This window comes from Bacillus sp. Bwzl_19 (assembly GCF_054900515.1).
Genome location: NZ_CM142729.1, coordinates 3,123,711 through 3,146,478, shown reverse-complemented (window position 1 = coordinate 3,146,478; position 22,768 = coordinate 3,123,711). Strand labels below are relative to the sequence as shown.

General features: G+C 48.3%; 20 protein-coding genes. 13 read left to right on the top strand and 7 right to left on the bottom strand.

All coding sequences use genetic code 11. The features are described 5' to 3' along the window. Nucleotides 1-26: 26 nt before the first annotated feature. Nucleotides 27-596 (bottom strand): TetR/AcrR family transcriptional regulator, encoded by a 570-nt coding sequence (locus ACW5MY_RS16740; protein ID WP_013353759.1) that lies wholly within the window; start codon nucleotides 594-596, stop codon nucleotides 27-29. 71 nt (nucleotides 597-667) lie between these two features. Beyond that, a complete protein-coding gene (locus ACW5MY_RS16735; RefSeq protein WP_289393952.1) occupies nucleotides 668-3,169 on the bottom strand; it encodes a PEP/pyruvate-binding domain-containing protein in 2,502 nt (833 codons plus the stop codon). 298 nt (nucleotides 3,170-3,467) lie between these two features. Here ACW5MY_RS16735 and ACW5MY_RS16730 point away from each other — a divergent pair, with 298 nt between their 5' ends. The 3 genes from ACW5MY_RS16730 (at nucleotide 3,468) to uvrA (ending at nucleotide 8,746) form a co-directional block, all read left to right on the top strand. Continuing rightward, a complete protein-coding gene (locus ACW5MY_RS16730; RefSeq protein WP_003151438.1) occupies nucleotides 3,468-3,704 on the top strand; it encodes a CsbA family protein in 237 nt (78 codons plus the stop codon). Nucleotides 3,705-3,879: 175 nt separating this feature from the next. Next, nucleotides 3,880-5,865 (top strand): excinuclease ABC subunit UvrB, encoded by a 1,986-nt coding sequence (uvrB, locus tag ACW5MY_RS16725; protein ID WP_013353757.1) that lies wholly within the window; start codon nucleotides 3,880-3,882, stop codon nucleotides 5,863-5,865. 7 nt (nucleotides 5,866-5,872) lie between these two features. Continuing rightward, on the top strand, nucleotides 5,873-8,746 hold the full coding sequence (uvrA, locus tag ACW5MY_RS16720) for an excinuclease ABC subunit UvrA (RefSeq protein WP_289393951.1): 2,874 nt from the start codon (nucleotides 5,873-5,875) through the stop codon (nucleotides 8,744-8,746). Between the two features lie 47 nt (nucleotides 8,747-8,793). Here uvrA and ACW5MY_RS16715 read toward each other — a convergent pair whose 3' ends face one another. Further along, nucleotides 8,794-9,033 carry a hypothetical protein gene (locus tag ACW5MY_RS16715; RefSeq protein ID WP_014471080.1) on the bottom strand — a complete coding sequence of 80 codons (240 nt, stop codon included), beginning with the start codon at nucleotides 9,031-9,033 and terminating at the stop codon, nucleotides 8,794-8,796. Nucleotides 9,034-9,230: 197 nt separating this feature from the next. On the opposite strand from ACW5MY_RS16715, the gene ACW5MY_RS16710 reads away from it, so the two are divergent. From ACW5MY_RS16710 to ACW5MY_RS16685, 6 genes are all read left to right on the top strand, one after another. Next, complete coding sequence (locus ACW5MY_RS16710) at nucleotides 9,231-9,557, top strand: hypothetical protein (protein WP_025649342.1); 327 nt, start codon at nucleotides 9,231-9,233, stop codon at nucleotides 9,555-9,557. Nucleotides 9,558-9,581: 24 nt separating this feature from the next. Beyond that, a complete protein-coding gene (locus tag ACW5MY_RS16705; RefSeq protein WP_013353753.1) occupies nucleotides 9,582-10,679 on the top strand; it encodes a DUF4097 family beta strand repeat-containing protein in 1,098 nt (365 codons plus the stop codon). A gap of 5 nt (nucleotides 10,680-10,684) precedes the next feature. After that, nucleotides 10,685-10,879 carry a PspC domain-containing protein gene (locus ACW5MY_RS16700; protein ID WP_003151448.1) on the top strand — a complete coding sequence of 65 codons (195 nt, stop codon included), beginning with the start codon at nucleotides 10,685-10,687 and terminating at the stop codon, nucleotides 10,877-10,879. Then, a complete protein-coding gene (locus tag ACW5MY_RS16695) occupies nucleotides 10,880-11,239 on the top strand; it encodes a phage holin family protein (protein ID WP_013353752.1) in 360 nt (119 codons plus the stop codon). It begins immediately after the preceding gene. Nucleotides 11,240-11,333: 94 nt separating this feature from the next. Continuing rightward, nucleotides 11,334-15,203 (top strand): metallophosphoesterase, encoded by a 3,870-nt coding sequence (locus tag ACW5MY_RS16690; protein WP_289393950.1) that lies wholly within the window; start codon nucleotides 11,334-11,336, stop codon nucleotides 15,201-15,203. A gap of 166 nt (nucleotides 15,204-15,369) precedes the next feature. Continuing rightward, complete coding sequence (locus tag ACW5MY_RS16685) at nucleotides 15,370-15,945, top strand: TetR/AcrR family transcriptional regulator (protein ID WP_013353750.1); 576 nt, start codon at nucleotides 15,370-15,372, stop codon at nucleotides 15,943-15,945. Nucleotides 15,946-16,078: 133 nt separating this feature from the next. On the opposite strand, the gene ACW5MY_RS16680 is transcribed toward ACW5MY_RS16685, so the two are convergent. Genes ACW5MY_RS16680 through nagA form a run of 3 tightly spaced genes read right to left on the bottom strand, consistent with a single transcriptional unit; the run spans nucleotide 16,079 to nucleotide 18,736 of the window. Next, nucleotides 16,079-16,810 carry a GntR family transcriptional regulator gene (locus ACW5MY_RS16680; RefSeq protein WP_013353749.1) on the bottom strand — a complete coding sequence of 244 codons (732 nt, stop codon included), beginning with the start codon at nucleotides 16,808-16,810 and terminating at the stop codon, nucleotides 16,079-16,081. A gap of 13 nt (nucleotides 16,811-16,823) precedes the next feature. Beyond that, nucleotides 16,824-17,549, bottom strand: a complete 726-nt coding sequence (nagB, locus tag ACW5MY_RS16675; RefSeq protein WP_013353748.1) for a glucosamine-6-phosphate deaminase — start codon at nucleotides 17,547-17,549, stop codon at nucleotides 16,824-16,826. Further along, nucleotides 17,546-18,736 (bottom strand): N-acetylglucosamine-6-phosphate deacetylase, encoded by a 1,191-nt coding sequence (nagA, locus tag ACW5MY_RS16670; protein WP_014471078.1) that lies wholly within the window; start codon nucleotides 18,734-18,736, stop codon nucleotides 17,546-17,548. The genes nagB and nagA overlap by 4 nt, the downstream gene beginning before the upstream one ends. Nucleotides 18,737-18,905: 169 nt before the next feature. Between nagA and hprK the strand changes: the two genes are divergently transcribed. Genes hprK through ACW5MY_RS16650 form a run of 4 tightly spaced genes read left to right on the top strand, consistent with a single transcriptional unit; the run spans nucleotide 18,906 to nucleotide 21,866 of the window. Continuing rightward, nucleotides 18,906-19,838: an HPr(Ser) kinase/phosphatase gene (hprK, locus tag ACW5MY_RS16665; protein WP_013353746.1), complete on the top strand. Its 933-nt coding sequence runs from the start codon at nucleotides 18,906-18,908 to the stop codon at nucleotides 19,836-19,838. Nucleotides 19,839-19,852: 14 nt separating this feature from the next. Beyond that, the gene (gene lgt / locus ACW5MY_RS16660; protein WP_013353745.1) at nucleotides 19,853-20,668 is read left to right on the top strand and encodes a prolipoprotein diacylglyceryl transferase; all 816 of its coding nucleotides are present in this window, start codon (nucleotides 19,853-19,855) and stop codon (nucleotides 20,666-20,668) included. Between the two features lie 25 nt (nucleotides 20,669-20,693). Further along, nucleotides 20,694-21,344, top strand: a complete 651-nt coding sequence (gene ppaX, locus ACW5MY_RS16655) for a pyrophosphatase PpaX (protein WP_013353744.1) — start codon at nucleotides 20,694-20,696, stop codon at nucleotides 21,342-21,344. Between the two features lie 3 nt (nucleotides 21,345-21,347). Then, entirely contained in the window at nucleotides 21,348-21,866 is a 519-nt protein-coding gene (locus tag ACW5MY_RS16650) for an acyltransferase (RefSeq protein ID WP_013353743.1), read from the top strand. Between the two features lie 16 nt (nucleotides 21,867-21,882). Here the strand turns inward: ACW5MY_RS16650 and ACW5MY_RS16645 are convergent, their stop codons facing one another. After that, nucleotides 21,883-22,608 carry a C39 family peptidase gene (locus tag ACW5MY_RS16645; RefSeq protein ID WP_013353742.1) on the bottom strand — a complete coding sequence of 242 codons (726 nt, stop codon included), beginning with the start codon at nucleotides 22,606-22,608 and terminating at the stop codon, nucleotides 21,883-21,885. Nucleotides 22,609-22,768: the final 160 nt, after the last annotated feature.

Here is a 22,768-nt window from a genome sequence, read left to right as displayed (position 1 = left end):
CTTCATCCTCCTAGGAGCCGGAAAAATTACCGGCTGACGATTCCTTTGATAAAAATCTCAGTGCTGTGTTTCAGCATCGTTTCCTCAGAAAGAGTAATGACCCTTTTCCCCAGCTGCAGACGGTGCATAAAATAACCGAAGACCATTGTCATAAAGACGTCTGCATTTGCTTCTTCACTGCCGGGGCTTATGATGTTTTTCTTGGTCAGCTCCTTAAAGTAAACGATTAAATCCTTTTTCACAGATTGCGGATATACGATGATATCCTGCAGGACGTCTTCGAATAGTTCCGGTTCGCGCAGGCAAATACGGAACACCTCTTTTTTTTGTTCCAATTGCTGCAAAAGGGCCGTGGCGAAATGAAGAAGATCTTCATACAGGTCGCCTTCCGCCTTGGCGATCATGTTTTCCGGTGCGGGCGCCTGCTGCTCAATCATTGCTTTCATTAGTCCTTGTTTGTTTTTAAAATTACGGAAAATCGTTGCTTCGCTTACATTCGCTTTTTCTGCGATTTCCTTTGTTGTCGCGGCGCGGTATCCTTTTTGGATAATAAGATTCATCGCAGCGTCAAGAATTCTCTTGTTCGTCGTTCTCAACATGTTTCACCTCGCGAAAATACTGGCAGGACAAGTATACACCCGCCCTGCCCGTCAATAAAGAGGGAAACCTAGCATGAAGCGCGTTTGACAATCGTAATCTTGCCGTTTGTGCCGTCTACCGAGACGATATCTCCGTCGTTGAGCCTGTCAGTCGCGGCGCGAGTGCCGAGAACGGCGGGAAGCCCGTATTCTCTAGCTATGATGGCCGCGTGTGACAGGATGCCGCCCGTGTCCGTAATGACGGCTTTTGCGTCTTGAAACAGACTGGTCCAAAGCGGTGTCGTCATTTTGCAGACAAGCACATCTCCTGATGAAAAAAGGGAAAATTCACTTGCGTCACGAATGACTTTCACAGGGCCGCTTGCGATTCCGCTTGAAGCCGCAAGTCCGTATATATGATGTTCAGTGTTTTTTTCATCTTCTGTGATGGAACCGGTAATCTGCTCAGCCGCTTGCAGCTGTTCTGGAGTCGGAGTGCCGAGATAAGCGGGCGCTTCAAGAAGCTGATATTGCTGGAACAGCTGTTTACGTTCAGCCGCTTTTTCCTGCATCGGAACAGGCGACGCCAGCGCTTTCTCGACTTCATCGCTGTATAAGTACCACATATCCTCCCGGTCATCGATCACGCCTTGTTTTTCAAGCAGCTCGCCGATTTTCAAGAGGCAAAGGCGCGCTTTGGCGTCCAGCATCGCATCAATATAAAAATGGTGATCATCTTTGATGACGGAGGAAGACAGCGTCCACTGATAATAGCGGTCAAACTTCTCCCGGAAGCCGTCATCTTCGATTTTCTCCATGAAGGCGGCGTAAAGCTGTTTTCGTTTTTCTATCGTTTTATGAAACTCACTGTCAAAATCGTAGCCGTTCCGGACATAGTTCTGAATGTTAGCCAAAGCGAAATAAGGATTTTCCGCCCATGTTTCTTCGAGCAGGTCGTGGCTTTTCACGGATCTCCAGCCGTATTCCTGTAAAAATTCACCGACTTGTTCAAGAAAGCGCTTTCCTTCATTTGATTGCAGAAGCGTCTGATGAAGCTCATCGGCAGGAGAAACCGTAAAAACACGCCGCAGCTCAGGACTGTCTTTTACTTGTCCGGAAAGCAGCCAAAGCTGTCTGTCTGTTTCTAATGATTTATTCATGACACCCGCCAGCATTTCGTACAAGAGGGAGGTGTTTTCTTTCTCAATCTGTCCGTACATCGATTCCAGCATCATGTTTAACGCAACCTGCGGAAAGACAATGTTGAAATGTTCTTCGTATCCTTTCAAATAGAAGTCTTGCAGGTTTCGGAACGCATCGAGGGCAGTCTCCCGTGTATGGTTTGTATGCGCCAGTTCGTCCAGCTTTTGATAAAAAGGCAGAAAGGTTTCCTGAATAATATCGTACATGCGGTCAGCCAAGATGGGAAATAGCGCTTCTAACTGTTCTGCGGGCAGCTTGTCGTCCGTCTTATGCTGTCTGGAAAAAACACGGCCTTGATGAAGCTTGACACGCTCGATTTCGATGCCCATTACTGGGAATGTCTTTGTGCTCTCTTTGAGGCCGTATTCTAAAGCCGGCACAATGAGCGAGGCGAATAACGGGCTCACGGGGCCTTCTATATTGGACTCCATATTAAGCCAAAAATCTTTCTGATCCCGGGGCGTCATGATAAATTCCCGTTCTTCGTCCGACGCTTTCTGATCCTGCACGATCGTTGTAATCGGTCTGGCCTGAAGCAGATACAGCTTATTTTCGGCAAATCCGAATTCAAGATCCACGGGATAACCGTACAGTTCTTCTGTCTTGATCGTCAGCATGGCAAGCTCTTTGATATTCTCATCATCAAGGCAGAAGCGGTTTCTCATGTCAGCGGACGTCTCTTTTTCCGTCACGCCTTCCTCTTGAGAAACGATATATATTTCTTTTAAGCCGATTTCTTTGTCAATCTGAAATGTGCCTTTATTGACGATAAATGTGTCGGGCGTCACGCTGCCGGAAACGATTGCTTCTCCGAGGCCGTAGCTCGCGCTGATCATCAGTTCTCCGTCATCGTGTGTGACCGGGTTGCGGCTGAAAATGACCCCCGAAACCTCAGAATTGATCAGCCCTTGCACGACAACACCCATTAACGGCTCTGCGGTATCGTTGTTCATTTTCTCTTTATAGCCGCTGACCCGCGCCGAGAAGAAGGAAGCCCAGCATTCTTTCACTTTTCCTAGAAACTCTTCTTCTGTTTTGATATTTAAATAGGTTTCGTACTGGCCCGCGAAAGAAGCGCCTTCAAGATCTTCGGACGCGGATGAGGAACGTACGGCGACAGAGGCGTATGATTCTCTCAATTCATAAAATGACGCGGCCAGCTCATCTCGGAGCTCTTTTGAAAACGTGCCGTTCATAATGGCGCGCTCCATATGTGCGTCTGCTGCTTGAAGCCGGTTGTCTTCTATAAAACGTGTCAGAGCGTTCGTCTGAATGACAAAACCGTCGGGAACGGGCAGGCCGTTTTTCGTCAGTTTAATCAGGTTCATTCCTTTTGCTCCCGCTGAGCGGCTTGATTCTTCCGCTTTTTGAAATCGTACTGAATACATGAGTGATGCCCCCTTTTTTCTTCATCCAAGAAAATGATAGTGAACACTATCATTACATTGTAAAGAGGGAGGAAGAAACTGTCAAAGACACAAAGACCTAATCGTTCTCCGCCTTTCGGCTGAAGAAAGGCAATTTGATTCATTTTGTTAACGGTTCAATGGATTTACTTTTACATTTTTTCTGACAGATGATTGAAGAATGGTGAAAAAGGGTATTGTGATAGCAGGGGAACGATTGTCCGATTCTTCATTTTTTACTATAATCAGATGAGATGAAGAATTCCCGAGGAGGGTTTTTGTGATTACAAAAGCCGTTTTTGCATTATGTTTCCCTTTTATGCTGGTCGTCCTTTTTACGAGGGTCACTTTTAACCACTATGTGGCGATCGCTCTCACAGCCGCGCTGCTTTTCGCATCCTATTTAAAAGGCTACACCGAAACGTATTTTATCGTTGGATTGGATGTCGTCTCTCTGGTAGCCGGCGGGCTGTACATGGCTAAAAAAGAAGCAGACAAAAAGAAAGACAATGCCTGACATGGTGAATATGAAATAGAATGCCTGCTTTTACGCCATAAAAGCAGGTTTTTTATACAAAAATTGACTTGGTAAAAATAAACCATCGAACTTTAGTTCGTATTTTTAGTGATTTTGCCCGTCATTGTGTTACTATATCAATAGGAAGATTTCGTAAAGAAACGGAGGCTTTTTTGTGAAAGATCGTTTTGAGTTAGTCTCGAAATATCAGCCCCAGGGAGATCAGCCGCAAGCGATTGAGAAGCTTGTCAAAGGCATACAGGAAGGCAGAAAACACCAGACTCTCCTGGGCGCGACAGGGACGGGCAAAACCTTTACCGTGTCCAATTTGATTAAAGAAGTCAACAAGCCGACACTGGTCATTGCCCATAACAAAACCCTTGCCGGACAGCTGTACAGCGAGTTTAAGGAGTTTTTTCCGAACAACGCTGTCGAATACTTTGTCAGCTACTACGATTACTATCAGCCGGAGGCGTATGTGCCTCAGACGGATACATTTATAGAGAAAGACGCAAGCATTAACGATGAAATTGATAAACTGAGACACTCCGCCACATCCTCTCTGTTTGAACGGAGAGATGTCATTATTATCGCGAGTGTATCATGCATATACGGTCTCGGTTCGCCTGAAGAATACCGGGAAATGGTCGTGTCGCTCAGACCGGAAATGGAGATTGAGCGAAATGAGCTGCTGAGAAAGCTTGTGGATATCCAGTATGCCCGCAATGATATCGACTTTCAGCGGGGGACGTTCCGCGTGCGCGGAGACGTTGTGGAAATCTTCCCGGCTTCCCGTGACGAACATTGTATCAGAGTGGAATTTTTCGGTGATGAAATTGAGCGGATCAGAGAGGTTGACGCTTTGACCGGAGAAATTCTCGGCGACCGCGATCATGTCGCGATTTTCCCGGCTTCCCACTTCGTCACACGGGCGGAAAAGATGGAAAAAGCGATTCTGAATATTGAACAGGAGCTTGAGGAGCGCTTAAAAGTCATGCGCGAAAACGGCAAGCTTCTGGAAGCCCAGCGCCTTGAGCAGCGTACGAGATATGATCTTGAAATGATGCGGGAAATGGGTTTCTGCTCGGGGATCGAGAACTATTCAAGACACTTGACGCTCCGTCCTCCGGGCTCCACGCCGTATACGCTGCTTGATTATTTTCCGGATGATTTTATGATTGTCGTTGATGAATCACACGTGACGATTCCGCAGGTGCGCGGCATGTTCAACGGTGACCAGGCAAGAAAACAGGTGCTTGTCGATCACGGGTTCCGCCTGCCGTCAGCGCTTGACAACCGTCCGCTTCGATTCGAGGAATTTGAAAAGCACATGCACAATATCGTGTACGTCTCTGCTACCCCGGGACCGTATGAAATTGAGCATACGCCGGAAATGATCGAGCAGATCATCAGGCCGACGGGACTTCTCGATCCTCTCATTGATGTCCGTCCGATCGAAGGGCAGATTGATGATCTGATCGGTGAGATTCAGGCGAGGATTGAACGTAATGAACGCGTGCTCGTGACGACTTTAACAAAAAAAATGTCAGAGGACCTGACCGATTATCTGAAGGAAATCGGTATCAAGGTCAATTATCTTCATTCAGAGATTAAGACGCTTGAACGGATTGAAATCATCCGTGACCTCCGCCTCGGGAAACATGATGTGTTAATCGGCATCAACCTGCTGAGGGAAGGGCTTGATATTCCGGAAGTGTCACTTGTCGCCATTCTGGATGCGGATAAAGAAGGCTTCCTTCGTTCCGAGCGGTCGCTGATTCAGACGATCGGACGGGCGGCCCGGAACGCAGAGGGACGCGTCATCATGTATGCCGATAAAATCACGCATTCGATGGAAATTGCGATTAATGAAACGAAGCGCCGGCGGGAACAGCAGGAGCGCTTTAACGAAATCCACGGCATTACGCCGCAAACGATCAATAAGGAAATCCGCGATGTGATCCGCGCGACGCAGGCCGCTGAGGATAAAGAAGAATATAAAACAAAAGCCGCTCCTAAGCTGGCGAAGATGACGAAGAAAGAACGCCAGAAAGTCGTTGAGCAAATGGAGCACGAAATGAAAGAAGCGGCCAGAGCGCTTGATTTCGAACGGGCGGCAGAGCTTCGTGATTTACTGTTAGAGCTAAAAGCGGAAGGATGATGAACACATGGCAATTGACCGGATTGAGGTGAAAGGGGCAAGGGCGCATAATTTAAAAAACATTGATGTAACGATTCCGCGGGATCAGCTCGTCGTCGTGACGGGTCTGTCCGGATCGGGAAAATCATCCCTTGCTTTTGACACCATTTACGCGGAAGGACAGAGGCGGTATGTTGAATCGCTTTCCGCCTATGCGCGCCAATTTTTAGGGCAGATGGATAAGCCGGACGTTGATGCGATTGAAGGGCTTTCTCCGGCCATCAGCATTGACCAGAAAACGACAAGCCGCAATCCGCGGTCAACCGTCGGAACGGTAACGGAGATTTATGATTATCTGCGGCTGTTATACGCGAGAGTCGGGAAGCCGCACTGCCCGGAGCACGGGATCGAAATTACGTCTCAAACGATTGAACAGATGGTTGACCGGATTCTTGAATATCCGGAGCGGACGAAGCTTCAAGTGCTTGCGCCGATTATCTCCGGCAGAAAAGGCGCCCATGTCAAAGTGCTTGACCAAATCAGAAAGCAAGGTTACGTAAGAGTCCGGATTGACGGAGAAATGGCCGAGCTTTCCGACGAGATCGAACTTGAAAAAAATAAAAAGCATTCCATTGAAGTAGTCATTGACCGGATTGTCGTCAAGGAAGGTGTTGCCGCCCGGCTTTCCGACTCACTGGAAACCGCGCTCCGCTTAGGAGAAGGCCGAGTCATGATTGATGTCATCGGCCAGGAAGAGCTGATGTTCAGCGAGCATCACGCCTGTCCGATGTGCGGTTTTTCAATCGGTGAGCTTGAGCCCCGGCTGTTTTCGTTTAACTGCCCGTTCGGCGCCTGTCCGACTTGCGACGGTCTTGGCTTGAAGCTGGAAGTGGACCCTGAACTCGTCATTCCAAATCCTGAACTGTCATTAAAGGAACACGCCATCGCGCCGTGGACGCCGATCAGTTCACAATATTATCCGCAGCTGCTTCAGGCGGTCTGCACTCATTACGGCATTGATATGGAGACTCCGGTCAAAGACCTGCCGAATCATCAGCTTGATAAAGTGCTTTATGGCAGCGGCAATGAACGGATCTACTTTAAATACGAGAATGATTTCGGGCAAGTGCGGGAAAATGAAATTGAGTTTGAAGGTGTGCTGCGCAATATTGAGAGACGGTATAAAGAGACAAGCTCCGATTATATCCGTGAACAGATGGAGCAGTACATGTCACAGAAGCCGTGCCCGACGTGCAAAGGCTACCGGCTGAAGAAAGAAGCGCTGGCCGTTTTGGTCAACGGACGCCACATCGGAACCATTACCGAGCTTTCCGTCGGCAATGCGCTGGAATTTTTCAAAAACCTGACGCTGTCTGAGAAAGATATGCAGATTGCCGATTTAATTTTAAGAGAAATTGTGGAGCGGCTCAGTTTCTTAGATAAAGTCGGTCTAGATTATCTGACGCTTAGCCGGGCGGCAGGGACGCTGTCAGGCGGAGAAGCCCAGCGTATCAGGCTTGCGACGCAGATCGGCTCCCGTTTGTCAGGCGTCCTGTACATTTTGGATGAGCCGTCCATCGGCCTTCACCAGCGTGACAATGACCGTCTGATCAGCGCGCTGAAAAACATGAGAGATCTCGGGAATACACTGATCGTCGTTGAGCATGATGAAGATACGATGATGGCTGCCGATTATTTGATAGACATCGGCCCCGGCGCCGGCATTCACGGCGGCCGTGTCATATCCGCGGGCACGCCTGAAGAGGTGATGAATGATGCGGACTCTCTGACCGGACGTTATTTATCAGGGGCTCAATTCATCCCGATGCCTCCGGAGAGAAGAAAGCCTGACGGCCGATTCATTGAAATTAAAGGCGCTTCAGAAAACAACCTGAAAAAAGCGAACGCCAAATTCCCGCTCGGCACTTTTACGGCGGTGACAGGTGTGTCCGGTTCCGGAAAAAGCACGCTTGTGAACGAAATTCTGCATAAGGCGCTTGCGCAAAAACTTCATAAAGCCAAAGCGAAACCGGGAAGCCATAAAGAGATCAAAGGCCTCGATCATCTTGATAAGGTGATCGACATCGATCAGGCGCCGATCGGCCGGACACCGAGATCAAATCCGGCAACTTACACAGGCGTATTTGATGATATCCGCGATGTGTTCGCGCAGACAAATGAAGCGAAGGTGCGCGGCTACAAAAAAGGCCGATTCAGCTTTAATGTAAAAGGCGGGCGCTGTGAAGCCTGCCGCGGCGACGGCATCATCAAAATTGAGATGCACTTTCTTCCCGACGTGTACGTCCCGTGCGAAGTGTGCCACGGCAAACGTTACAACCGGGAGACGCTTGAGGTCACATACAAAGGAAAAAGCATTTCTGACGTTCTGGATATGACGGTGGAAGATGCTCTGTCTTTCTTTGAAAATATCCCGAAAATCAAACGCAAGCTTCAAACGCTTGCCGATGTCGGACTCGGGTATGTGACGCTCGGCCAGCCGGCGACGACGCTGTCAGGCGGAGAAGCGCAGCGCGTGAAGCTTGCTTCCGAACTGCATAAGCGCTCCACCGGACGGACGCTGTATATTTTGGACGAACCGACGACAGGCCTCCACGTCGATGATATCGCACGGCTTTTGGTCGTGCTTCAAAGACTCGTTGATAACGGGGATACCGTTTTGGTCATTGAACACAATCTCGATATCATAAAAACGGCGGACTACATCGTAGATCTGGGACCTGAAGGCGGCGCGGGCGGCGGCACGATCGTAGCCTCCGGGACACCTGAAGAAGTTGTTGAAGTGAAGGAATCATATACGGGCCGCTATCTGAAACCGGTAATGGAACGTGATAAAAAACGGATGAAAACATTGCTGGCCGAAAAAGAAACGGCAGCCACGTAATAGATCAATAAAAACAGCCCAAAACGTATCGGTTTTGGGCTGTTTTGTTACAGGCTTTTTTTCTGTCGGGGAAGCTGTTTGCTTAAATGCATCAAGTCCTGCAGAATATGGGTGCTGCTGCTGTCCAGCAGCACTTTTATATATTGAATATCATGGGAAATGGGAAGTGGGGCTGCCTTGATCTGTTCCAATTCAGCCAGCATTTCACTGTTCATTCTTTTCTGTTCGCGAATTAATTTTCGCAGACTTTCTTCCGTCACTTGGTCGTTTCCGGGATCTTTCTCCATTGTATGTCCTCCTTGCATACGGTCAGGCTTTGTTACATATTGTAATGGGTTCGGGGAAAAGATTCTATAGTGAGATCCCGGAAATCCAAAATTATGTATAACGAAGCATGTCCTTAGCATGAAAATGAAACCCGCCCATTCGTCATACGTATGTATAAGGAATGGTTTTTTACATGACAGCACAGGGAGTGTTTTTATTGAATCGAAACCAAGCGATTATCGCATCAATCTGTTATTTCAGCGTGTTTCTCGCGCCGCTCATTCTTCCGATTGTGGCTTACTTTGTCGTTGATGAAAAAGAGACGAAGCGGCATGCCATGCGCGCCCTGATTTCTCACATCATTCCGTTTGCGGGATTGTTGATTGTGATCGCCGGCGTTGTCGGCGGAGTGATTACGGCTCAGGGGGAGAGTATGGTTCCGTTTTTTGTTATGATAACAGGAGCTGCTGTTTATTTTCTGATCCTCATCGCAATGGTCATTTGGAATATCGTGCAGGGAATTAAGGTATTACGCCAGGTGTAAGAAAAGTCGGGGGAGGAGTTTTGTATGAAGCAGGAAAAAGAACGGATTTTAAAGCTTGTGGAAGAAGGCAGGCTGACGGCGCAGGAAGCTCTGACGCTCATTGAAAAACTTGATCACGAATATAAAGAAAAAGAAGAACAGATCACCGCATTATCAACAGAGGTCCAGGAACCCGCGGAAGATTTCGAAAGCGGGACAAAAGGAAGCCAAAAACCCTCGATCGGGGCTAAGCTGTTCGATTGGATTGATTCGGCCGTCAAAAAAGTGAAGGAAGCGGATCTCGATCTGAATTTCGGCCATGCACACGAAGTCCAGCATATTTTTCAATTTAAAGACAGTGAGTTCTCGGCCATTGATATGCAGATCGCAAACGGCAGCGTCAATATCGTGCCTTGGGCGGATGAAGATATCAGAGCCGAATGCCAGGCGAAAGTGTACCGGGCGGACAGTCAGGAGGCGGCACGCACCGCATTTCTTCAGCACATTGAATGTGAAGTGAAGGGCAATAAGTTTTTTGTCCGCACAGAAAAGAAAACGATGAAAACCAATGTGACGCTTTATGTTCCTCAGAAAGAGTACGATAAGATAAGAGTGAAGCTGTTTAACGGACCGATCAGAGGGGAACATTTACATGTAAAAGAATTCTCAGCGAAAACGACAAACGGCGTTCTGTCATTCTCTCATTTGACGGCTGAGAAAGCGTCGGCGGAAACGGCTAACGGACAAATCAAGCTGGCCGGACACCAATGCGGCACGATTGAAGCGGAAACGATTAACGGCTTGATTGATTTGCGCGGATCGAGTGAATCCATTGACGTCCAAAGTTTTAACGGCAATATCATGCTTACCGTGACTGCGCCGCATTGCCGCTCCATCTACACGAAAACGACTACCGGAAACGTGGAAATCGCCCTGCCTGATGACGCGGCGGTGAAAGCGGAGCTGAAAAGCAATCTCGGCTCTCTCAGCCATGAGCTGATTGATGCGGAGATTTTAAAGGAAAAGAATGATACCATTCAAAAAGAACTGATGCTGGCATCAAATCAAGGCCATGATCAGCATCTCTCGATTTTCTCAGAATCGTTAACAGGGGCCATTAAGCTCAAGCATACTCAGAGGTGATTTGGATGAAAAGACTTTACCGTTCAGAAAAAAACCGTAAAATCGCCGGTGTCGTCGGCGGGTTGGCGGAGTACATCAATATGGATGCATCGCTTTTGCGCATCATAACCGTTGTATTAGCGCTTGTCACGAGCGGAATCGTGCCGATTGTATATATTATCTGGTGTTTTGTTGTACCTTTAGAAGGAGATTTGAAATAAATGATCAAATGGGCAGTCAGCATTTTAGTAAATGCTTTATTATTAATCGTTATTGCGGGATATTTTGATTCCGTTCATATCAGCAGTATCGGCGCGGCTGTCATCGCAAGTGTGATTCTTTCTGTGTTAAATGTGCTGATCAAGCCGATCATCATTATATTGACATTGCCCGTCACGGTTGTAACCCTCGGCCTCTTTCTGTTTGTCATCAACGCCATCACGCTGATGATGACCGCTGCCTTGATGGGAGACAGCTTTCAGATTGACGGGTTCGGCACCGCCATTTGGGCATCCGTCGTGCTGTCCGTTTTCCACTTGCTGATTCAAAAAGGCATATTGGAGCCGCTTAGAAAAAGATAAAAAAAGAAGCTGTCCCCAAGGGGGGCAGCTTTTTTATGTGCGGTACATAAGCGGCCGCCTCCTGACGCAACATAATGCATAGGGAGGTAATGAGATGAAACTTGTGATGACGCTCTTTTTTCTGATTGGTTTGCTTTGTGTGAGTCCTTCTGCGGATGCGGCGCGCAAAGAATCGGCAATCCCCGTGAATCAGCAGGAATTCGGACAGCCGCCTCATTACATACCGCTTCTGGAGAATCCTCCCCAAATAGAAGTAAAGGCGGAAATGAAAAGAAACCTGTTCATACAGGCTCATGTAAAGAATGCCGACTATCAAGCATTTTCGGCGTTTCTTTTTTATAAACAAAGTAATGAGCTGGGATTTAAGATGGTGCCGATGGAGCCCGCTCCAGGTTCAATCCAGCTGTTTACGGCACAGGTTTCAAAACGGGATATCTGGAATGGAGAATTGGAATATTACCTCGTTTTCACCAATGGCAGACAGAGGGCGGAATCGGAGAAAAAGCGGCTGAAGCTTGACGGCTATCAAGCCGATTTGAATCATATTCCCGAGCTGATGATTACGGAACTTGCCGTTGATACGAAAAATGAAGACGGCGCGGATGCCTATGAATTTATCGAGGTGTATAACACGACGGACAGACCCATCCATTTTAAGGATTATCACATCCGCTACCGCTATCCGAAGGAAGGGCCGGAGTCAGATATGATATGGAGGCCGAAAGAAGATACGGTCATTCCGTCAGGCGGCGCTTATGTGTTTTGGCTGAGACGCGCCGCATCAGAACTGACGATAGATGATTTCAACCGCTACTACGGAACACAGCTGAAGGAGGGAAAACATCTCGCCGTCATCGAGGGGACGGACGGAATGTCCAACGACCGGCCGAGGACGGTGGTGCTGTCGGCAAATACCGGAAAAACCATCGCCTCAGCGCACTATCGAAAACACGCGTTCCGCCGGCTGACTTCTTTGCTTTATAAATATCCGCTGAACGGAACGGGAGAATTGCTGAAGATTTCCACGAGCGAACATAAGCCGTCACCGGGATTCGTTTTTCAGGCGCAGATTCCGCAGCAGAAAAGGGTGATCAAACCGGACAAGGAAAAACCGGTCATTGAAGACCTTACAGACAGAAAGCCGGTCCGGCCCGCTGAAAGCATCGAATTAAAGGCTGACATACGGGACAAAAACCTTGTCAAAACAGCCGCGTTTTATTACAGAACCAATGAGAAAAAACCATTTAAACGAATTCTGGCTGAAAAAGACCGCAACGACAGGTTATATCGTCACATTCTTTATTCCCCGGAACTGCTCGGCCAGGATCAGCTTGAGTATTACATCGCAGCCGGTGACGGAGAAAATGAAGCAAAAACGCCCGTCAAGATGATTGACATTAAACAGACGAGCAAATCACACGGACTCAGGATGAACATTGAACCCGAAGATACGATATCCGGCACCTATCTCCTCAAAGCGACATCCGACGTCAGCGCTGATAAGATCAAGCTGTGGATTGACGGCAAGCTGCAGGAGACCCGGCCTGCGCTGGAAAAAGAAGTTTACTTCGCTTTCGATGCCCGGAAAACGAATCTTTATTTCCAAAACACCGTCATGATGGAAAACGAGGTGCTGCACATTTTTGACGATCCGGCACACCGCTACAGAACGTACTCGGTGCTGCTGCCGGAACGTCTGCTGCAAAAAGGGGGCAAAACACAGAAAGTCTCCATCCGTTCGGGCTCCAAGGTTTCTCCGTATGACACAGGGGAGAATCGGGATGATTTTATCGTGAAAAATGCCCGCCTGGTGCTTTCAGACGGAACGGTGATCAAAAACGGGGAGCGGGATCCGGCTGAGCAGCTGTTTATCGGTGACGGCAAGCGGGCGAATCAGCGCATGACCTTCTCATTCAGCCTGCCGGATCATTTGTTTACGTCGCGGCTTCTGCCATGGAATACGGTGAAGCTTTCTGAAGGGCATCACCACATTTTTGTGAGCGACGGTGAAGAGCAGCTCAGTCAGTCTGTGCTGGTGGACAATACGGGGCCGAAGATTGTTCCGGGAATCAAAGAAGGCGCGACACTGAAAGGTAACTTTGAGCTGAAAGCGGACATCCGTGATAAATGGAGCAAAGTAGAAGAAGTGAAAGCGTTTTTGGACGGAGAAAGCATCACGCTCCCGCATCATACGTCATCAGCCGATCTTAAGCCCGGAAAGCACACCCTTACCATCACTGCGGCAGACCTTGCGGGAAATGAAACAACATCCGTCCGCACCTTCCACATCAAACGGGAGGAGCCGAATCAGCCGGAGTTTACCGGCCAAAAAACCGGCGCCCATAAAGCGAAGCTGTCCGTCCGGGTAAAAGATCCGACGAAGGATGAAATGAATTTATCATTTTACCGGGGCTTCCGTTATACCGCGCGGAATCCGGGCAGCGTGAAAGTGTATCAGCACGCCTCATTGACAGAACCGCCGAGAGGCATGAAAGAAAATGAAATGCCGTTTACACTGCCGGAAATGAACCGCATCTCGGCAAATGACGGAAAAACCGTCTCGACGGAAAACATGGAGCGTTTCCCTTATCACCGGTTTGAAGTGTCCGTTGACCCGTCTATTGACGAAACGGATCTGGCCGAGGCGGTCTGGAAAGGAAGCTCTCTGCCCGGCCGGAAGGTAACCATGTATATTTGGAATTACCGGACAAGCCGCTGGCAGGAGGCGGACAGCGTCCTTGCCAAAAATAAAAAGCCGTTTACGTTAAAAGCCGCCGTGTCCGCAGCCGATGCGGTGAAGAACTCAAAAATGAATGTCATCGTGCAGGATCAAATACCGGCGAAAGGCAATTACTCATTTGTCTGGATGTCGGATACACAGTATTACGCACAAGGTCACCCGAACATTTTTGACAAAATGACGGAGTGGATCAAAGAAAATAAGGAAAAGCACAATATTAAATATGTCTTTCATACCGGTGATATTGTCGATGATTCGATGGTTATGAAACAGTGGAAAAACGCCGATCACTCCATGCGGACACTCGACAAGGCGGGGATTCCGTACGGAGTGCTTGCCGGAAATCATGACGTCGGCCATAAAGACGGCACATACCGAACCTTCGGGGATTTCTTCGGGAGCCGCCGTTTTGAAAAGAAAATGCATTATGGCGGGTCATACAAAAATAACCGCGGGCATTATGATCTGCTGTCGGCAAGCGGGAACGATTTTATTATGATTTATATGGGCTGGGGCATTACGGATCAAGAGATTGACTGGATCAATCAAGTGCTAAAGCGGTATCCGGACCGAACCGCCATATTATGCTTTCATGAGTATTTGCTTGTAAGCGGAAACCGAAGCCCGATCGGGGAGACGATCTATCAAAAAGTCGTCAAGCCGAATCGCAATGTGGCGATGGTATTAAGCGGCCATTACCATAATGCCATGAAAAAAAACGATGCCCTTGACGATGACGGAGACGGAAAACCGGACCGCCTCGTTCATCAAATTCTGACCGATTATCAGGACGGCCCTGAAGGGGGGCAAGGCTATATGCGCATTATGCAATTCGATCAGGCCGCCAATCAGGTTCACATGTTCTCCTACTCGCCGTATACGGATGACATCAATTACTATGACACCGATCTGTTCGCGGATAAAGATGAATTCTCGGCTGAAATGGATTTACAGCCGAAAATGAAAAAGGTAGCGACCGATTATTTTGAATGCAACGTCTATACGAATGAACTGCTCGGTCATAAAAAACACGTGAAAAGCGGAAAAACCGCGCATTGGGTCTGGGACGGCCTGCAGCCAGATTCCGTTTATTACTGGTACACCGTCGTCAAGGATCCGTACAACGGAAAAACAATATCGCCGATCTGGATGTTCAAAACGGGAAAAACGCCGTATCACCCGGCTCCGGATCAATTTGATTTTAAGCATGCTTCCAGCCCATAATGCGAATACCGCCTGCTGATTGCTCAGAACAAAATCTGACGGTCAGCAGGATTTTTTCTGTAACGCGAATGGCGGCGCACAACGGTGATAAGTGTTTTTGACTTTTTTATGTCCCTTTTCTATACTTAAAACCGATTGGTTTTCTTAATATGCAGGAGGAAACATAATGAACAGCAAAACCGGGACAAAAGAAAGAATTATTCAAGCCTCTGCATACCTTTTTCAAATTCAGGGATACCATGCGACAGGTTTGAATCAAATCATAAAAGAGAGCGGAGCGCCCAGAGGGTCTGTATATCATCACTTTCCGAACGGAAAAGAAGAACTCGCCATTGCAGCGATCAAACATACGGGAAGGTGCGTTGAAAAGCAAATACAGAATAGTATGACTCAATTCGCGGATCCTGTCGAAGCCATTCAGCACTTTATTCATGTAACGGCTGAACAGTTTAATGATCCGCAGAATATTGAGGGAGTGCCGGTTGGTTTGTTAGCGGGTGAGACAGCTCTGATAAATGAAACGTTAAGATGCACATGTGTTGAGGTGTTTAAACAGTGGACGGATGTGTTCGCGGAAAAATTTCTTCAGCACGGATTTGAGCAAGAGGAAGCGGAGAAGCTTGGAATGACAATCAACTCGATGATTGAAGGCGGGATTATGTTTTCACTGGCTCACAAAAACAAAGAACCGCTGCTGCTGATTTCAAAGCAGGTTCCATATCTTGTCCGAAACAGAGGGTAGCATTTTGTTACCCTTTTCTTTATAAAAATAGATACCAGAACCCCAGCCTCTCCGTTTTGACAGAGTCATAGAGAATTGATTTGAAAATGGCAGATCAAAAAAACATCTCCAACCCGAAACGGTTGGAGATGTTTCATTTCACCCTGTCCATATAATGCACGAATGTGTAGCGGTCGCCTCTGTATGCGGATTTGACGTGCTCAAAGGCAGTGCCGTCCTGCAGATAAGTGGTCCGCTTTATATAGAGGACGGGCGCGCCGGGCTGGATGCCGAGCAGTTCCGCTTCTTCTTCGGAAGCGGCACCCGGTTCAAGCTCTTGTTTGGCGCGTGAGATCGGCATCTGATTGTACGCTTCGATATGCTCATACATGGATGACTGAAAATGGGAGGCGTCCAGTTTTCCTGCCTTGTCAAACGGGATGTACGAGGCTTCAATCGCCATCGGGATATCATTCGCCAGCCGGACGCGGATGATTTTATGAAGCGTTGCCTGATGGCCGCATCCTAAAATAGAAGACAATTCTTCAGTCGCCTGAATCAGCTGGTATTCGGCAAGTCTGCTCCCCGGCTTCATGCCTCGGCTCCTCATATCTTCCGTAAAGCTTGTCAGCCCTTGGAGCGGCTGTTCCATCTTCAGTTTGCTGACGAACGTTCCCCGGCCTTTCTGCCTGTATAAAAATCCTTCATTCACCAAATTGGAAAGCGCCTGGCGCACCGTCATTCGGCTGATGCCGAATTGTTCAGCGTATTCCCGCTCCGACGGAAGCAGCGCATCCGCTTTCAGCTCGCCGTTTTTGATTTGTGTTTTCAACTGTTCCATAATCTGAAAATAAATCGGAACCGGAGATTGTTTATCAATCTGCATAGGTCAAATCCTTTCAATCGCCGCCCGCAGCCTCTTCATCAATCAAGACCGTCACATCCGGGTGTGCGTGCAGGGCAGAGGCGGGGAATGCTTCACTGACGCGTCCGTCCAGAAGCTGTTTCACCGCTTGGGCCTTGCTTTTTCCGGATGCCATGATCAAAATGCGTTTGCCGGACAAGATAGTCCCGATCCCCATTGTCACAGCTTTTTCAGGGACTTGATCGATTGACGGAAAGTACCGCGCATTCGCCTGTCTTGTCTCTTCATTCAGCTCAACGACATGGGTTCTGGATTCAAATGGCGTCCCGGGCTCATTAAAGCCGATATGGCCGTTGTGTCCGATGCCTAAAAGCTGAATATCCGCTCCGCCGAGTGTTTGAATTAATCGGTCATAGCGTTCGCATTCAGCATCAAGATCGTCTGCCCGTCCGTCAGGGAGAAAGTGGCGGTCCTTTCGGCTGTCGATATGTGCAAAAAAATGTGTATTCATATAATAATGATAGCTGTTTTTGTCCTCGGGAGAAAGTCCGGCGTATTCATCAAGATTGATCGTCGTGATATCCCGGAATGACAAACCTTCGGAGCGGTGCCTCCGCACAAGTTCTTTGTATACGCCTTCGGGGGTGCCTCCCGTCGCAAGGCCCAGGACGGCATCCGGCTTTTGTTTGACTGTTTCAGCGATAATCGCTGCGGCTTTTTCACTTAATTCTTCATAATGTCTGCATGTGATGATGTTCATGCCCAATCAGCCTCCTTTGAAATATATGCGGTGTTTCCGCGGCAAATGGATGCCAGCACGCCGCACTGTCCGTCCGTCAGTATAACGTCGGCGTCTTTTCCTTCCGCAATGCTTCCTTTGCGGTCAAATATGCCGAGGCGGCGGGCTGCATTTGCCGACGTCATATTTGCTATATCCAGCCATGAACAGTTTGTAAACCTGCGCATGAGCGCTGCGCCTTCATTCATTTTTAAAATGGAACCGGCCAGCGTCCCGTCAGGAAGAAGCGCCGTGTTCCCGCGAACGGTGACTTTTTGTCCGCCGAATTCGTATTCTCCGTCCTTCAGCCCTTTTGCCCGCATGGAGTCTGTAATCATCACCAGGTTTTGGCTTCCTTTCGCCAAAAAGGCAAGCTTTACGGCTAAAGGATGGGAATGAATACCGTCAGTGATCAGCTCCGCCGTGATGCGGCCGCAGGCGAGAGCCGTACCGATGCCCCCCGGCTCACGGTGATGAAAGCAGCTCATGGCGTTGAAGAGATGCGTCATATGCAGCGCTCCGGCATCCGCCGCTTTTTCTAAAAGATCGGCTCCCGCGTTTGTATGTCCCATTGAGGGGATGATGTTCCGGTCTTTTAAATAACGGATCAGGCTGAAATCAGGATCTTCTTCCGGCGCAAGCGTCACAATTTTGATCAGCCCTCCAGAAAGATGTTCCCATTTCTGAAAGAGCCCGGTATCGGCCGGGGTAATCCATTGTTTCGGCTGTGCTCCCGCCTTTTCCGGAGAGACGAAAGGCCCTTCTAAATGAATCCCGATCAACTCAGCGCCTTTATGCGCCTGAGGTGAAGATGCCGTCCATTCTTTGGCGTTTTCGAGCGCTTTTTCAATATTTTCGTGCTGCTGTGTAATTGTTGTCGCTAAAAAAGAGGTTGTTCCTTCTTCGGGCAGCCGGGCGGCCATTGTATCAAGCGCCGCGAAATCGGCATCCATCGTATCCGCGCCGTATCCGCCGTGAATATGGATATCAATCATTCCGGGAAGCGCATACGTGCCCTCGGGCGCCTTCCATTCCTTCTCATACGTTTCTTGCGGTCTTGTTTTACCCGCGTAAGAAATGATGCCGTCTTTTATGCCGAGAAATCCGTTTTGGATGATTTCATCTTCTGTTACGATGTCCGCACCGCTGATTAACAAGCTTTCAGCCACTTTAAAACACGCCTTTCTGGTTAGTTGTTAGTTTTATTTTACTCCTTTTCAGACTAGTTATCTAGACCAGTTATCCCGGAATTGTATAAATCTGTTTTGGTTCAGACGGTAAAGTGATAAAATATAACTGTTCAAAGCTCGGAACATCCCAGAACAGGAGGAACATATCTTGGCAAAGGTTCGGACCAAAGACGTAATGGAGCAGTTCCATTTAGAATTGATCAGCGGAGAAGAAGGAATTAACCGCCCGATTACGATGAGTGATTTATCACGGCCCGGTATTGAAATCGCCGGTTATTTTACATATTACCCGAGAGAACGGGTGCAGCTTTTAGGAAAAACGGAGCTGTCATTTTTCGATCAGCTTCCTGAGGAAGATAAAAAACAGCGGATGGAATCGCTGTGCACCGATGTGACGCCGGCTATCATACTTTCCAGAGATATGCCGATTCCGCCGGAGCTTGTAGAAGCGTCCGAGAAAAACGGTGTGCCGGTGCTCAGATCGCCTCTGAAAACAACCAGACTGTCAAGCCGGCTGACGAATTTTCTTGAGAGCCGTCTCGCGCCGACAACCGCCATTCACGGCGTGCTCGTGGATATTTACGGCGTCGGTGTGCTCATTACGGGAAAAAGCGGCGTCGGTAAAAGTGAAACGGCGCTGGAGCTCGTCAAACGCGGCCATCGCCTCGTCGCGGATGACTGCGTCGAAATCCGGCAGGAGGATCAGGACACGCTCGTCGGGAATGCGCCTGATCTGATTGAGCATCTGCTCGAAATCAGGGGGCTCGGCATTATAAATGTCATGACGCTGTTCGGAGCGGGCGCCGTCAGAAGCAACAAAAGAATCACAATCGTCATGGACCTTGAGCTTTGGGAGCAAGGGAAACAATACGACCGTCTCGGGCTGGAAGAAGAAAAAATGAAAATCATTGATACGGAAATTACAAAACTGACCATTCCCGTCCGCCCGGGGCGAAATCTCGCCGTTATTATCGAAGTTGCCGCGATGAACTTCAGATTGAAGCGGATGGGCTTAAATGCCGCCGAGCAATTTACGAATAAGCTGGCGGATGTCATTGAGGACGGCGAACAAGACGAATAGGAGTTGGCAATGATATGAACGAAGCAGGTACACCAATCAATCCGATTGCCTTGCAGCTCGGGCCTTTATCCGTGCACTGGTACGGAATCATTATCGGTGCGGGTGCGTTATTAGGGCTTTGGATGGCCATGAGGGAGAGTGAAAAGCGGGGGCTGAAAAAGGACATTTTTATTGATCTTGTTCTTTTCGCCATTCCGATCGCAATCATTTGCGCGCGGGCATACTATGTGCTTTTCGAGTGGAGTTATTACTCGGAACACCCCGGGGAAATCATTAAAATTTGGAAAGGCGGCATCGCCATTCACGGCGGATTAATCGGCGCGATCGCAACAGGCATCGTCTTTTCAAAAGTAAGAGGCATTTCATTCTGGAAGCTCGCGGATATTGCCGCACCGAGTATTTTGCTCGGCCAAGCCATCGGACGCTGGGGGAACTTTATCAACCAGGAGGCTCACGGCGAAGCGGTCAGCCGTTCATTTTTGGAAAGTCTGCACCTCCCGGATTTCATCATTAATCAGATGTACATAGACGGACAATATTATCACCCGACTTTTCTGTATGAATCGCTGTGGAGCTTTGCGGGAGTCGTGATTCTGCTTCTGCTCCGCCGCGTGAACCTGCGCAGGGGCGATCTGTTTTTGACGTATATTATCTGGTATTCGATCGGCAGATACTTTATTGAGGGAATGCGGACGGACAGCCTGATGCTCACGAGCCAGCTTCGGATCGCGCAGGTTATTTCCATTGTGCTGATTGTTCTTGCGATTATTTTAATGATTTTCAGACGTGTGAAAGGGTATGCCGAAAAGCGGTATGCGGATACAGACTGACGTCTGAAATCGGAAAGGACATAAGATGACTGATAAACGTTTAACCGCCATTTTATTCGATCTCGACGGCACGCTGGTTGACACGAATGAACTGATTATCGCTTCTTATCTTCATACGCTTGATCATTATTGCCCGGGGCAGTATAAACGGGAAGATGTGCTTCCGTTTATCGGCCCGCCTCTGTACGAAACGTTTTCAGGCATTAATGCCGAAAAGTGCGATGACATGATCAGCATGTACAGAGCATTCAACCATGAAAAGCACGATGAGCTCGTCACGGAGTACGAAACGGTTTATGAAACGCTTGATGAATTGAAAAAAGCGGGCTATCAGCTCGGTATTGTCACCACAAAGCTGAGGGATACAGTCAATATGGGATTGAAGCTGACAGGCATCGGGGCGTTTTTCGATACTGTCGTCACGCTTGATGATGTAAAGCACCCGAAGCCTGACCCCGAGCCTGTGAGGCTTGCGCTCAGCCGGCTGGGGTGCGATCCGTCGGAAGCCATGATGGTCGGTGACAATTATCACGATGTCATGGCGGGGAAAAACGCCGGCACGAAAACAGCCGGCGTCGCGTGGACGATTAAGGGCGCACAGGCGCTTTCCGCTTATGAACCCGATTATATGCTTGAGAAAATGAGTGATTTATTGCACATCACCGGAGTGAAGTAATCAGTGAGAAAAACAGACCGCCATCCGGTTTCAGGTGCAAATTCATTGTGGCATGTTTATCAGACGGTTCCCTTTCTGAAGGTGATGAAAAATTTCATCATCATTCAGATCGCAAGGTATACGCCGTTTCTAAGCGTGAAGAACTGGCTGTACCGCACCTTTTTGAAAATGAAGGTCGGAAAACAGACGTCATTCGCGCTGATGGTAATGCCGGATATCATGTTTCCCGAAAAAATCACTGTCGGAAAAAACAGCATCATTGGCTACAATACGACGATTTTGGCTCATGAATATTTAATACATGAGTACCGGACCGGTTTTGTCACAATCGGTGACGAGGTGATGATCGGGGCAAACACAACGATTCTGCCCGGCGTTACCATCGGGAACGGAGCCGTCGTATCGGCCGGCACGCTTGTACACAAAGATGTCCCGGCCGGGGCGTTTGTCGGAGGAAACCCGATGAAGCTGATTTATACGGACGAAGAAATGAAAAAACGAATGGGAAACCCCGCTGATTAACGTCAGCGGGGTTTTTTTAGGACTTGATCACAATGGCCTGGCTGCCCATCTGCTTCCAGGCTTTTTCGAATTCAGTCCGGTCAGTTTTTCTGTTTTTATAGCCATAAGGGTCATTGACGTATACATAATCGTGATCATAACCGGTGACGGCTACGCTGTGCATGCTGTACGTAATGTCGACTTTTCCGTTCGGCGTATTCCAAGTCTGCATATTATCAACCGGTTTGAAGGAAGTGGTGATAATCACCCAGACCGGCCGTCCTTTTTCAAGCTGCCGGTACACTGAAGAAATGTCTTTTCCCGTAAGGTCATATACTTTGTTTCCCGCGTACTTTTTGGCAAGTTTATCAATCGGCTCATGATAAACGCCTAAACCCGGGCCGTTCTCCATGTCTCCGGCGAATCCTTCGTTCGGATCTCCTTTCAGCCCGCTGCTGTATGTGAGCGGAACCGTATTGATTTGATCCGCCAATGTATTTTTTGATACATGATATCCGGCATTATTCAAAATCATAGCAAGGCTTGTTACCTCACAGCCATTGTACAGTCTGGGTGAATCCATCTGTCTGTACAGAACGACATTCAGTGGTGATGCGCTCCCTTTTAATGGTGTTTTCTCATCAGGCTCGTCAGACTGCTGATTGAAAAAATTCAAATGGATATCGTTTGTATAGATGTTGTACCCCAGATAGACAAGGACGGCTGTCAGAATCAGCACACATAATGTTCCAAGCGTCTTCATGATTACTCTCCCTTGTTTCTGATGAAGCTATTTAATGTATTATAGCATTTCTGTTCAACCTGATTGGATTGTTCCGATATGTTTACAGATTTATTCATGATTTAGTCATGATTATGGGAAAGAATAGGAGGACATTGGGCGTTGCAATCCGTTCTTTTAT

Bases quoted from the DNA above. Each gene is read 5' to 3' on its own strand.
- ACW5MY_RS16735 (WP_289393952.1), bottom strand. From the start codon at position 3,169: ATGTATTCAGTACGATTTCAAAAAGCGGAAGAATCAAGCCGCTCAGCG.
- uvrA (WP_289393951.1), top strand. From the start codon at position 5,873: ATGGCAATTGACCGGATTGAGGTGAAAGGGGCAAGGGCGCATAATTTA.
- ACW5MY_RS16715 (WP_014471080.1), bottom strand. From the start codon at position 9,033: ATGGAGAAAGATCCCGGAAACGACCAAGTGACGGAAGAAAGTCTGCGA.
- ACW5MY_RS16705 (WP_013353753.1), top strand. From the start codon at position 9,582: ATGAAGCAGGAAAAAGAACGGATTTTAAAGCTTGTGGAAGAAGGCAGG.
- ACW5MY_RS16700 (WP_003151448.1), top strand. From the start codon at position 10,685: ATGAAAAGACTTTACCGTTCAGAAAAAAACCGTAAAATCGCCGGTGTC.
- ACW5MY_RS16695 (WP_013353752.1), top strand. From the start codon at position 10,880: ATGATCAAATGGGCAGTCAGCATTTTAGTAAATGCTTTATTATTAATC.
- ACW5MY_RS16690 (WP_289393950.1), top strand. From the start codon at position 11,334: ATGAAACTTGTGATGACGCTCTTTTTTCTGATTGGTTTGCTTTGTGTG.
- ACW5MY_RS16685 (WP_013353750.1), top strand. From the start codon at position 15,370: ATGAACAGCAAAACCGGGACAAAAGAAAGAATTATTCAAGCCTCTGCA.
- ACW5MY_RS16680 (WP_013353749.1), bottom strand. From the start codon at position 16,810: ATGCAGATTGATAAACAATCTCCGGTTCCGATTTATTTTCAGATTATG.
- nagB (WP_013353748.1), bottom strand. From the start codon at position 17,549: ATGAACATCATCACATGCAGACATTATGAAGAATTAAGTGAAAAAGCC.
- lgt (WP_013353745.1), top strand. From the start codon at position 19,853: ATGAACGAAGCAGGTACACCAATCAATCCGATTGCCTTGCAGCTCGGG.
- ppaX (WP_013353744.1), top strand. From the start codon at position 20,694: ATGACTGATAAACGTTTAACCGCCATTTTATTCGATCTCGACGGCACG.
- ACW5MY_RS16645 (WP_013353742.1), bottom strand. From the start codon at position 22,608: ATGAAGACGCTTGGAACATTATGTGTGCTGATTCTGACAGCCGTCCTT.